The organism is Pseudomonas sp. LjRoot277, from assembly GCF_964253845.1.
In the GTDB taxonomy this organism is placed as follows: Bacteria; Pseudomonadota; Gammaproteobacteria; order Pseudomonadales; family Pseudomonadaceae; genus Aquipseudomonas.
Genome location: NZ_CAXURI020000001.1, coordinates 6,388,309 through 6,400,559, shown reverse-complemented (window position 1 = coordinate 6,400,559; position 12,251 = coordinate 6,388,309). Strand labels below are relative to the sequence as shown.

The following is a 12,251-nucleotide window of genomic DNA, read 5'->3' as shown; positions in this document are numbered from 1 at the left end:
CGAGCAAGCCCGCTCCCACAATGGGCGCGTATTCGGCCGGGAGCCTAGCAGACGGTCGGTCGAAGCGACAGCTTGCGTGATTGCAAAGGTCTGGTAGAATCCGCGGCCTAATTATGTGCGGTATTCAACAATAGTGTTGAGTGGCGGCACACTAGCCTGAGGAATACACCATGAAAGCCGATATCCATCCAGCGTACGAAACCATCGAAGTAACTTGCAGCTGCGGCAACAAGTTCGAAACTCGTTCGAACCTGTGCAAGCCACTGGGTACTGACGTATGCAACGAGTGCCACCCGTTCTACACCGGTAAGCAGAAGACTCTGGATACTGGCGGCCGTGTACAGCGCTTCGCAGACCGCTTCGGTGCTTTCGGCAAGAAAGCTCCTGCTGCTGCAGAGTAAGGTTGCAAAGCCCCATGGGCTTTACCTTGCTGATGAAAAAGGCGTCCCTCGCGGGCGCCTTTTTTGTGTCTGCGATTTGGCTTTCCGCTGCCCAGGCCTTCTGCCCGGCGCCGAGCGGGCTGACATCCGTTGTGGTGCAACGGGTGGTCGATGGTGACACGCTGCGCCTGAGCGATGGCCGCAGCGTGCGCATGATCGGGTTGAATACGCCGGAGCTGGGCAAGAAAGGTCGCTCCGACGAGCCGTTCGCGGTGGCGGCACGCCAACGCCTGGAAGCACTGGTGAACGCCAGCGACGGACGGGTCGGTTTATTGCCCGGTAAGGAAAGCAAAGATCATTACGGTCGTACCTTGGCCCATGTCTACAGCGCCGATGGCACCAACCTTGAAGCGCAGATGCTCGCTGAAGGGCTCGGTTTCCAGGTAGCGGTCGCGCCGAATGTCGATCTGGTCGACTGCCAGCAAGCGGCTGAACACAGTGCCCGTCAGGCCGGGCTCGGCTTGTGGCGCCAATCCCCTGTGCTGAAAGCGGAGCAGATCAGCGCTTCCGGTTTCGCTGTGCTCAGCGGTCGTGTGAGCAAGGTTCAGCGCAATCGTGGCGGGGTTTGGATCGAGTTGCAGGATTCGGTTGTATTGCGCGTTGCACCCAATTTGCTGGGGCAGTTCGATGTGGCGAAGCTCGAGCGGCTGAAGGGCAGGCAGATCGAGGCCCGTGGCTGGGTGCTGGACCGTTCGCGGCGCGGCGGACTGAAGGAAGGGCAGGCGCGCTGGCTTCTGCCATTGACCGACCCGGCGATGCTTCAGATGGCGCAGTGATAAAAAATTGTAGACATTTTTTATTTCGATTGTGAACAGTCTATCCCTTGTGTTCCGTGGCTCTTGGCCCAAAGTCGTAGGGCCGGGTGCTTGACAGGGGTGACTGGTCAGTCTTGTGAGGACTTTGCGAGGCGAGTATCCTCGGCGGTCCGTCTGTCCCACAGTAAAAAGCGGAATGCCCCTATGTCTGATTTGAAAACTGCCGCTCTCGAATATCACGCCCATCCCCGTCCAGGGAAGCTGAGTGTCGAGCTCACCAAGGCCACCGCTACCGCCCGCGACCTGTCGCTGGCCTACAGCCCCGGCGTAGCCGAACCAGTACGCGAAATCGCCCGCGATCCTGAACTGGCCTACAAATACACCGGCAAAGGCAACCTGGTTGCAGTCATTTCCGATGGCACCGCAATTCTCGGCCTGGGTAACCTCGGCCCATTGGCTTCCAAGCCAGTGATGGAAGGTAAAGGCGTGCTGTTCAAGCGCTTCGCCGGCATCGACGTTTTCGACATCGAAGTCGACTCCGAAAGCCCGCAAGCCTTCATCGACACCGTCAAGCGCATCTCCATCACCTTCGGTGGCATCAACCTGGAAGACATCAAGGCACCTGAGTGCTTTGAGATCGAACGTGCTCTGATCGAGCAGTGCGACATTCCGGTATTCCACGATGACCAGCACGGCACCGCGATCGTTACTGCGGCCGGCATGATCAACGCCCTGGAAATCGCTGGCAAAACCCTCGCTGACGCCAAGATCGTCTGCCTGGGCGCCGGTGCTGCCGCCATCTCCTGCATGAAATTGCTGGTGAGCATGGGTGCCAACATCGAAAACATCTTCATGGTTGACCGTACCGGCGTGATCCACTCCGGCCGTGACGACCTGAACCAGTACAAGGCTGTTTTCGCTCACTCGACCGAGAAACGCACCCTGGCTGACGCCCTGAAAGGCGCGGACGTGTTCGTTGGCCTGTCCGGCCCGAACCTGCTGAGCGCTGAAGGCCTGAAATCCATGGCGGCCAACCCGATCGTGTTCGCGTGCTCCAACCCGGACCCGGAAATCTCCCCGGAACTGGCTCACGCTACCCGTGACGACGTGATCATGGCGACCGGCCGTTCGGACTACCCGAACCAGGTCAACAACGTGCTGGGTTTCCCGTTCATCTTCCGTGGTGCACTGGACGTTCGCGCCAAGCGCATCAACGAAGAAATGAAAGTGGCTGCGGCCAACGCCCTGCGCGAACTGGCCAAGCTGCCGGTTCCTCAGGAAGTGTGCGACGCCTACGGCGGCATCAAACTGGAATTCGGTCGTGAGTACATCATTCCGAAACCAATGGATGCCCGTCTGATCACCGTGATCTCCGATGCCGTGGCCAAGGCTGCGATCGAGACCGGCGTAGCGACCCTGCCGTATCCGAAGAACTACCCGCTGAAAAGCGTGGATGACGTGTTCAACGGCTAAGTCGTTGTAGCGCTTCAATAGAAAGCCCCGACTCTTGCGAGTCGGGGCTTTTTTTCGCCTGTGGGTTTGGCGGCGGTTGTGATGGCCCCTTCGCGAGCAAGTCGGATCGCCGCACCGCCACTCCCGCATTGGAATGCGTACCCCTGTGGGAGCGGGCTTGCTCGCGAAGACGGCCTGACAAGCGACACATCTATGTGGGGAATGCACAAATCAAAAAAAGCCCCGCTCTTCTTTCGAAGGCGGGGCTTTTTGCAGCTTCAGGCGATCAGAACAAATCGATCGGCGCCGCTTCATCCGCAGGCAGTGGGCTGCCCGGCGCAGTGCCGTTGCCCAGCTCGTTCCCCGACGGTGGCGTGTCTTCGGCCTTGAACAGCTCGAAGTAGGCGCCTGGCGTGCCTGGGGTGGCTGCACGGCCGCTGACCGGGTCGACTCGCAGGCTGAGGATGCCTTCCGGCTCTGCCTGCGTATGAGGCGGCAGGCCTTTGAGCGCGGCGCCCATGTAACTCATCCAGATCGGCAGGGCGACGGTACCGCCGAACTCCTTGCGACCTAGGCTTTCAGGCTGGTCGAAACCGGTCCAGACAGTGGTCACATAATCGGCGTTGTACCCGGAGAACCAGGCGTCCTTGGACTCGTTGGTGGTACCGGTCTTGCCCGCAATGTCGCTGCGGCCCAAGGCCAGGGCGCGGCGGCCGGTACCGAGTTTGATCACGTCCTCGAGCATGCTGTTGAGGATGAACGTGGTGCGACCATCGACGATGCGCTCGGCCACGGCCGGCGTTTGTGGCGTTGGCTGGGCGGTCAAGGCTTCGCCCGGCGTTGCGTTGACGGTGAAGGCGTTGGCCGCGACTGGGGCGGCGATGCCGTCAGTGACGACGTTGCCTTTCGGGACGCTCGGCGGGTTGGCGACGAACAGCGTGTCGCCGTTGCGGCTTTCGATCTTGTCGATGATGTAGGGGCTGATCTTGTAGCCGCCGTTGGCGAAAGTGCTCCAACCGGTGGCGATTTCCATTGGCGTCAGCGTCGCGGTGCCCAAGGCCAGCGACAGGTTGGGCGGCAGGTCCTGCTTGTTGAAGCCAAAGCGCGTGATGTAATCGATCGTCCTGCCAACGCCCATGGCTTGCACCAACCGGATCGAAACCAGGTTGCGCGACTTGTACAGGCCTTCACGCAAGCGGATCGGGCCGAGGAAGGTGTTGGTATCGTTCTTCGGGCGCCAGACCTTGTCCAGATACTCGTCGACGAACACGATCGGTGCGTCGTTCACCAGGCTGGAGGCGGTGTAGCCGTTATCCAGCGCCGCACTGTAGACGAACGGCTTGAAGCTCGAACCCGGCTGACGCTTGGCCTGCAAGGCGCGGTTGTAGTTGCTCTGTTCGAAGGCGAAACCGCCGACCAGGGAGCGAATGGCACCGTTCTGCGGATCGAGGGAAACCAGCGCGCCCTGAGCCTGCGGGATCTGGCTGAATTTCAGCGAGTTGTCCGGCTGGCGTTGCACACGAATCAGGTCGCCGACCTGGGCGACGTCCGAAGGCTGCTTCGGATTGGCGCCCATGCTGTTGGTGTTCAGGAATGGGCGCGCCCATTTCATGCTGTCCCAGCCGACGTGTTCGTCACCGGTACGGGTCATCACTTGCAGGCCGGTCTTGTCGACTTGGGTGACGATGGCAGGTTCAAGGCTGCTGATGGTGCGTTGCTTGGTCAGCTCGGTTGTCCAGGCCTCGCGAGTCTTGCCCGGCAGGCGCGACTCGGGGCCGCGATAACCATGACGCTGGTCGTAGGTCATCAAGCCTTCGTGAACCGCGGTGTTGGCCATTTCCTGCAGGTTGCTCGGCACCGTGGTGGTGACACGGAAACCCTCGGTATAGGCGTCGCTGCCATAACGGCCGACCATTTCGGCGCGGGCCATTTCAGCAATGTACGGCGCATTCACTTCCGGGGTCGGCACGTGATAACTGGCGTTCAGCGGCTCGTTGATCGCGGTGGTGTAGTCGGCTTCGGTGATTTTGCCGAGCTTGTACATGCGCCCAAGGATCCAGTCGCGACGTTCCTTGCTGCGGGCCGGATTGGCCAGCGGGTTGAAGCGCGACGGGGCTTTTGGCAGGCCGGCGATCATCGCCATCTGCGCCAGGCTGACATCACGAATCGACTTGCCGTAGTAAACCTGCGCGGCGGCTTCGATACCGTAGGCGCGGTTGCCCAGATAGATCTTGTTGACGTAGAGCTCGAGGATCTCGTCCTTGGTCAGCTGCCGTTCAATCTGCAGGGCCAGGAGAATTTCGGTGGTTTTGCGCGAGAAGCTGCGTTCGCTGGTCAGGAAGAAGTTCTTCGCCACCTGCATGGTGATGGTGCTGCCGCCGGACTGAATGTGTCCGCTTTTTACCAACTGGCTGGCCGCGCGCATCAGGCTGCTGGGGTCGACGCCGTAGTGGTTGGCGAAGTTGTCGTCTTCAGCACTTAGTAACGCATTGATGAAATTGGGGGGAATGTCGGCGAACCGGATTGGTGTGCGGCGCATTTCGCCAAATTCTGCGATCAGCTTGTTGTCGCTGCTGTAGACCCGCAAAGGAATCTGCAACTGGATGCTTCTCAGCGCCTCCACGGATGGCAAACCCGGACTAAGGTAGAGAAAGGCGCCGCTAAGACCGAGGAGCAGTCCGCAGAAAACGGCGACGATGGACCAACCGAAAAATTTCAGCAGACGAATCAAGGCTTTTGGACATCCAGGGCAAAGAATGAATTTGGCATCAGGGTTCAGATAAACAGGGAACGACCCGCGCTTGAAGTAAAAACCGGAAAAAAACGCTGGGCATTATAAGCATTTTTCCATCGGGGGCGTCATTTGCGCTGCTGTCAAGACGGGTGGTTTGAACGCAACGGATATTACAGAGTCCGTAAGACACGGATAGTCATAGGGAATTGGTAGTGCTAGGACTCTTTAATAAAAAGGCCAATACGCTTCTGGGGATCGACATCAGCTCCACGTCGGTCAAGCTTCTGGAGCTAAGCCGCCAAGGCGACCGCTATCGGGTCGAGGCCTATGCGGTGGAACCTTTGCCCACCAACGCGGTGGTCGAGAAAAATATTGCCGAGCTCGAAGGCGTAGGGCAGGCACTCGCGCGCGTGCTGCTCAAGGCCAGAACCAACCTCAAGAACGTCGCCGTGGCCGTAGCCGGTTCGGCGGTGATCACCAAGACCATCGAGATGGACGCCGGTCTTTCCGACGACGAAATGGAAAACCAGCTGAAGATCGAGGCCGATCAATACATCCCTTATCCATTGGACGAAGTGGCCATCGACTTTGAGGTCCAGGGCGTTTCTGCGCGCAACCCCGAACGAGTCAATGTGCTGCTGGCGGCCTGTCGCAAGGAAAATGTCGAGGTCCGGGAAGCGGCCCTGGCCCTGGCCGGCCTGACAGCCCGCGTGGTCGACGTCGAGGCTTATGCGCTGGAGCGTTCCTACGGATTGCTGGCGAGCCAACTGGCGGCTTCTCAGGAGCGTCTGACGGTAGCGGTGGTCGATATCGGCGCCACCATGACCACCCTGAGCGTGCTGCACCAGGGGCGGATCATCTACACCCGCGAGCAATTGTTCGGCGGTCGTCAACTGACGGAGGAAATCCAGCGACGTTATGGCCTGACCCTTGAGCAGGCGGGGCTGGCGAAGAAGCAGGGTGGTTTGCCGGACGATTACGTCAGTGAGGTGTTGCAGCCGTTTCGCGATGCGCTGGTGCAGCAGGTGTCGCGTTCGTTGCAGTTTTTCTTCGCCTCCGGTCAGTACAACTCGGTTGATCACATCCTGCTGGCCGGCGGTACCGCATCGGTCCCGGGGCTGGACCGGTTGATCGAGCAACGATTGGGTACGCCGACGCAAGTGGCCAACCCATTCTCCGACATGGCCCTGAGCAGCAAGGTCAACGCCGGTGCCCTGGCCAGCGATGCGCCGGCACTGATGATCGCCTGCGGGCTGGCCCTCAGGAGTTTCGACTGATGGCGCGGATCAATCTTTTACCCTGGCGCGAAGAGCGGCGTGAGGCACGCCGCAAACGCTTTTTACTGGCGCTGGTCGGTGTGATGGTGGGGGCTGTGGGCGCGGTGCTGATCGCGAACCAGGCCATCAGTGGCGCTATTGATCGGCAAGTGGCTCGTAACGATTACATCGGTAAACAGATTGCCGTGGTCGACGAGCGGATTAAACAGATCAGCGATTTGAAGGCCCGTCGCCAGCAACTGGTCGAGCGCATGCGCATCATCCAGGACCTGCAAGGCAACCGGCCGATCAGCGGGCGTATTTTCGATCAACTGGCGCGGACGCTGCCTGACGGCGTGTATTTCACTGAGGTGAAAATGGCCGGCAAGTCCTTGTCCATCACCGGAGCGGCGGAGTCCAACAATCGTGTGTCAGACCTGATGCGCAATCTGGATGCGTCCGATTGGTTTGATGCGCCCAGCCTCACGGAAGTCAAAGCGACGACCGCCGGTCAGCTGGATCAGGCCAACGTCTTTCAGCTGACCGTTCGTCAGACTCAGCCCGCTGCTGCGGAGGGCGGCAAATGAGGCTGTCTGACTGGTTCGAAGGCCTGCGCAAGATCGACATCAATGACCTGGACACCAATAACATGGGTTCCTGGCCCCCAGCCATCAAGGCACTGGCGGGTATCCTGCTCATGATCCTGGTGCTCTCGCTGGGCTACAGTTTTTCCATCAGCGACCTTCAGAGCCATCTCGAACTCAAGCGCGAGGAAGAGTCGACCCTCAAGGAGCAATTCGCCAACAAAGCCCATATGGCGGCGAATCTGGAGCTGTATACGCAGCAGATGAAGGAAATGGAGAACTCCTTTGGTGTGTTGCTGCGGCAATTGCCCAGCGACACCGAGGTGCCCGGCCTGCTGGAGGACATCACTCGCACCGGCCTGGGCAGTGGCCTGGAGTTCGAAGAGATCAAACTGCTGCCGGAGAACACGCAGCAGTTCTACATCGAGCTGCCGATCCAGATCACCGTCACCGGTGCCTATCACGACCTTGCCACCTTCGTCAGCGGTGTCGCCGGGCTGCCACGGATTGTCACCCTGCATGACTTCGACCTTGCGCCGGCCAACCCGGAAGGTGGTCCGAAGTTGCGCATGAGCATCCTTGCCAAGACCTACCGCTACAACGACAAGGGGCTGCAAAAATGAGCCCGATTCGTTGCTTTTCGCTGGTGGTGTTGGTCTCCGGCCTGGTCGGTTGCGGCAGCGACAATGACTTCAGCGACCTGGATGCGTACATGAACGAAATGCGTTTACGTGCCCCCGGCAAGATTGAACCAACGCCGACATTTCGGTCTTACCCAACATTCACCTACAGCGCCGCCAACCTGCGAAGCCCGTTTTCCCGACAGATCAGAGTCGATCTGGCCGGCCAGAAACACGGCTCGCGCACCGTCAAACCTGACCCGAGTCGGGTCAAGCAGTACCTCGAAGGTTTCAACATCGAGCAGTTTGAAATGGTCGGAACGATCGCCAATGCGACCGGCTCCTTTGCGCTGCTGCGCGGGGCGGGCGGGGTGCATCGGTTGAAAGTCGGCGATTACCTGGGGCGTAACGATGGGCGGATCGTCGCCATCAGCGGCTCGCAGGTCGATGTGGTCGAAATCGTTCCCGACGGCGAAGGCGCCTGGCTGGAGCGGCCGCGGACCATCCCTTTGAAAGAACACTCATAGTGGAACTCGAATAATGAACAGGATTTTCTCAACCTTCGGTATTTCGCTATGGATAGCGTTGCTGTCGCCGATGGTACTAGCGGCCAACCTCAAAGCGCTGGATGTCGCCGCGCTGCCGGGGGACCGCGTCGAGTTGAAGTTGTCGTTCGATGGGCCGCCACCGCCGCCCCACGGTTACACCACGGAATCGCCTGCACGAATTGCGCTGGATCTGCCTGGCGTCGTCAGTCAGCTTAAAAGCAAAAATCGTGACCTGGGGGGCGGAAATGCCCGCAGTGCCACGGTGGTGCAAGCCAAGGACCGTACGCGACTGATCATCAATCTGACCCAGTTGACGCCGTACAACGCGCGGGTCGAAGGCAACACGCTGTTCGTGGTGGTCGGGCAAGGGGCCAACAAGACGGCCTCCAGCCCGGCGCCCAAAACGCCGCGCGCCGCGACTGCAACGCCAGCCCTGGCGAAAGCCTATGCGCCGGTAGGCAAGGCCATTCGGGGTGTGGATTTCCAGCGCGGCACCCAGGGCGAAGGCAATGTGGTCATCGATCTGTCGGATCCCTCCATTGCCCCAGACATTCAGGAGCGCGACGGCAAGATCATCCTCGGTTTCGCCAAGACCCAGTTGCCTGAGCCGTTGCGTGTCCGTCTGGACGTCAAGGATTTCGCCACGCCGGTGCAGTTCGTCAACGCCAGCGCCACGGGTGATCGGGCCACGATCAGCATTGAACCCGGCGGCGCCTTCGATTATTCGACTTATCAGACCGACAACAAGCTGACCGTCAGCATCCGGCCGATGACCGTCGATGACTTGCAGAAACGCAACACCGAACGCTTTGCCTACACCGGTGAAAAGCTCTCGCTGAATTTCCAGGACATCGATGTGCGTTCGGTGCTGCAACTGATCGCCGATTTCACCAACCTCAATCTGGTGGCCAGCGACACAGTGCAAGGCGGCATCACGCTGCGTTTGCAGAACGTACCGTGGGATCAGGCGCTGGATCTGGTGTTGAAAACCAAGGGCCTGGATAAACGCAAGATCGGTAACGTTTTGCTGGTCGCTCCGGCCGATGAAATCTCCGCCCGCGAGCGTCAGGAACTGGAGTCGCAGAAGCAAATCGCCGACCTGGCTCCCCTGCGTCGCGAGCTGTTGCAGGTCAACTACGCCAAAGCTGCCGATATTGCCAAGCTGTTCCAGTCGGTGACCAGCGCCGAGTCAAAAGTTGACGAGCGGGGCTCGATCACGGTGGATGAGCGGACCAACAACATCATTGCCTACCAGACCCAGGATCGCCTCGACGAACTGCGCCGTATCGTCGCGCAACTGGATATCCCGGTGCGTCAGGTGATGATCGAGGCGCGCATCGTCGAAGCCAACGTCGACTATGACAAAAGTCTCGGCGTGCGCTGGGGCGGTTCGTTGCAGAACAAGGGCAACTGGAACACGTCCGGGGTCAGCAATAATGGGGCTGACGCTTCATCGACCATCGGTACGCCGGGCAGCACCAGCACCAACTCGCCGTTTGTCGACCTGGGCACCGTCGCCAACACCTCGGGGCTCGGCATCGCCTTCATCACCGACAATGTGCTGCTGGATCTCGAGCTGACGGCCATGGAGAAGACCGGTAACGGCGAAATCGTCTCGCAACCCAAGGTGGTCACCTCGGACAAGGAAACCGCGAAAATCCTCAAGGGCACGGAGATTCCCTATCAGGAAGCCAGCTCCAGCGGCGCTACCTCGGTGTCGTTCAAGGAGGCCTCGTTGTCGCTGGAGGTGACGCCGCAGATCACTCCGGACAACCGGATCATCATGGAGGTCAAGGTCACCAAGGACGAACCGGATTACCTGAACAAGGTGCAGGATGTACCGCCGATCAAGAAAAACGAGGTCAATGCCAAGGTCCTGGTCAACGACGGCGAGACCATCGTGATTGGCGGCGTTTTCTCAAATACTCAAAGCAAGGTTGTAGATAAGGTGCCATTTCTCGGTGATGTGCCGTATCTTGGCCGCCTTTTCCGGCGTGACGTGGTTTCGGAGAAAAAATCCGAGCTGCTGGTATTTCTCACTCCGCGTATCATGAATAACCAGGCGATTGCTGTGAGTCATTGATTCTGTGCGAAATTTGATTCTTGTTGGACCGATGGGGGCTGGAAAAAGCACCATCGGCCGGTTGCTGGCCAAAGAGCTGCGCCTGCCATTCAAAGATTCCGATAAGGAAATTGAATTGCGCACGGGCGCCAATATTCCGTGGATTTTCGATAAAGAAGGCGAACCGGGCTTTCGTGACCGCGAGCAGGCGATGATTGCCGAGCTGTGTGGCTGCGATGGCGTGGTGTTGGCGACCGGTGGCGGCGCGGTTATGCGCGAGGCCAATCGTCGGGCGCTGCACGCCGGGGGGCGGGTGGTCTATCTGCATGCGTCTGTCGAACAGCAGGTCGGCCGCACTTCCCGCGATCGCAATCGACCCCTGTTGCGTACTGCCGATCCGGCCAAGACCCTTCGGGATCTGCTGGCAATCCGCGATCCGCTTTATCGTGAAATCGCCGATCTGGTGGTGGAAACCGATGAGCGGCCGCCGCGAATGGTCGTGCTCGATATTCTCGAACGCTTGCAGCAGCTACCTCCCCGTTAAAGCGCAGCGCGAAATGCGCTATCCTCGGCGTCCTGTCATGGCCGCTCAAGGTTGTGGCGGATGGCTACCGAACGGCGTCACACCAGCAGACGCCGTGGACATTCGTTAACTCAAGGCAGGACGCCTGATTCCATCTTCACTGTGGGGACACATGCAGACACTCAAGGTCGATCTAGGCGAGCGCAGCTACCCGATTCATATTGGCGAAGGTTTGTTGGATCAGCCTGAGCTGCTGGCCCCGCATATCCGCGGACGGCAAGTGGCGATCATCTCCAACGAGACCGTTGCGCCGCTCTATCTCGAGCGTCTGACCCGCAGCCTTGCACAGTTCTCGGTGGTTTCCGTGGTGCTGCCGGACGGCGAAGCGTTCAAGACCTGGGAAACCCTGCAACTAATTTTCGACGGTCTGCTGACCGCGCGGCATGACCGCCGTACCACGGTCATCGCCCTCGGTGGCGGCGTGATTGGTGACATGGCCGGTTTTGCTGCCGCCTGCTACCAGCGTGGTGTCGATTTCATCCAGATCCCGACCACGCTGCTGTCGCAAGTCGACTCTTCGGTGGGCGGCAAGACCGGGATCAACCATCCGCTGGGCAAGAACATGGTCGGCGCTTTCTATCAGCCGAACGTGGTGCTGATTGATACCGCTACCCTCAATACCCTGCCGGCCCGCGAACTGTCCGCCGGGCTTGCTGAAGTCATCAAATACGGGCTGATCTGCGACGAGCCGTTCCTGACCTGGCTTGAAGACAACGTCGATCGCCTGCGCGCCCTGGATCAGGTCGCCCTGACCTACGCCATCGAGCGTTCTTGCGCGGCCAAGGCTGCGGTGGTCGGTGCCGACGAACGGGAGACCGGTGTTCGCGCCACACTCAACCTGGGTCACACCTTCGGCCACGCCATCGAAACCCACATGGGCTATGGTGTCTGGCTACATGGTGAAGCGGTCGCTGCTGGCACCGTAATGGCCTTGGAAATGTCCGCACGCCTGGGCTGGATCAGCGAGCAAGAGCGTGATCGCGGCATTCGTCTGTTCCAGCGTGCCGGCCTGCCGGTCATCCCGCCTGAAGAGATGACTGAAGCCGATTTTCTCGAACACATGGCAATTGACAAGAAAGTGATCGACGGTCGTTTGCGCCTGGTGCTGCTGCGCCACATGGGCGAAGCGGTGGTGACCGACGATTATCCGAAAGAGGTTTTACAGGCCACGCTGGGAGCGGATTACCGCGCTCTGGCTCAGCTTAAAGGTTAATAAG

General features: G+C 59.7%; 11 protein-coding genes. 10 read left to right on the top strand and 1 reads right to left on the bottom strand.

The features are described from left to right. Positions 1-170: 170 nt before the first annotated feature. From rpmE to ACSQ87_RS29575, 3 genes are all read left to right on the top strand, one after another. Positions 171-401 carry a 50S ribosomal protein L31 gene (gene rpmE / locus ACSQ87_RS29585; RefSeq protein WP_008080648.1) on the top strand — a complete coding sequence of 77 codons (231 nt, stop codon included), beginning with the start codon at positions 171-173 and terminating at the stop codon, positions 399-401. Positions 402-415: 14 nt separating this feature from the next. Continuing rightward, positions 416-1,216 carry a thermonuclease family protein gene (locus ACSQ87_RS29580; protein WP_436274941.1) on the top strand — a complete coding sequence of 267 codons (801 nt, stop codon included), beginning with the start codon at positions 416-418 and terminating at the stop codon, positions 1,214-1,216. Positions 1,217-1,399: 183 nt separating this feature from the next. After that, positions 1,400-2,668 (top strand): malic enzyme-like NAD(P)-binding protein, encoded by a 1,269-nt coding sequence (locus tag ACSQ87_RS29575; protein ID WP_223431115.1) that lies wholly within the window; start codon positions 1,400-1,402, stop codon positions 2,666-2,668. Positions 2,669-2,933: 265 nt separating this feature from the next. Here ACSQ87_RS29575 and ACSQ87_RS29570 read toward each other — a convergent pair whose 3' ends face one another. Next, entirely contained in the window at positions 2,934-5,375 is a 2,442-nt protein-coding gene (locus ACSQ87_RS29570) for a penicillin-binding protein 1A (protein ID WP_411741496.1), read from the bottom strand. A gap of 218 nt (positions 5,376-5,593) precedes the next feature. Between ACSQ87_RS29570 and ACSQ87_RS29565 the strand changes: the two genes are divergently transcribed. The 7 genes from ACSQ87_RS29565 (at position 5,594) to aroB (ending at position 12,247) form a co-directional block, all read left to right on the top strand. Next, a complete protein-coding gene (locus ACSQ87_RS29565) occupies positions 5,594-6,658 on the top strand; it encodes a pilus assembly protein PilM (RefSeq protein ID WP_046045616.1) in 1,065 nt (354 codons plus the stop codon). Further along, the gene (locus ACSQ87_RS29560; protein WP_223431113.1) at positions 6,658-7,224 is read left to right on the top strand and encodes a PilN domain-containing protein; all 567 of its coding nucleotides are present in this window, start codon (positions 6,658-6,660) and stop codon (positions 7,222-7,224) included. Before ACSQ87_RS29565 ends, ACSQ87_RS29560 begins: the two co-directional genes overlap by 1 nt. Beyond that, the gene (gene pilO, locus ACSQ87_RS29555; protein WP_436274940.1) at positions 7,221-7,844 is read left to right on the top strand and encodes a type 4a pilus biogenesis protein PilO; all 624 of its coding nucleotides are present in this window, start codon (positions 7,221-7,223) and stop codon (positions 7,842-7,844) included. Before ACSQ87_RS29560 ends, pilO begins: the two co-directional genes overlap by 4 nt. Beyond that, entirely contained in the window at positions 7,841-8,368 is a 528-nt protein-coding gene (locus ACSQ87_RS29550; protein WP_436274939.1) for a pilus assembly protein PilP, read from the top strand. Before pilO ends, ACSQ87_RS29550 begins: the two co-directional genes overlap by 4 nt. A 13-nt stretch (positions 8,369-8,381) precedes the next feature. After that, positions 8,382-10,472 carry a type IV pilus secretin PilQ gene (gene pilQ, locus ACSQ87_RS29545; protein WP_223431110.1) on the top strand — a complete coding sequence of 697 codons (2,091 nt, stop codon included), beginning with the start codon at positions 8,382-8,384 and terminating at the stop codon, positions 10,470-10,472. 4 nt (positions 10,473-10,476) lie between these two features. Next, the gene (gene aroK, locus ACSQ87_RS29540) at positions 10,477-10,995 is read left to right on the top strand and encodes a shikimate kinase AroK (RefSeq protein ID WP_010464421.1); all 519 of its coding nucleotides are present in this window, start codon (positions 10,477-10,479) and stop codon (positions 10,993-10,995) included. A gap of 151 nt (positions 10,996-11,146) precedes the next feature. Further along, positions 11,147-12,247, top strand: coding sequence for a 3-dehydroquinate synthase (gene aroB / locus ACSQ87_RS29535; RefSeq protein WP_123366938.1), 1,101 nt, complete (start codon positions 11,147-11,149; stop codon positions 12,245-12,247). Positions 12,248-12,251: the final 4 nt, after the last annotated feature.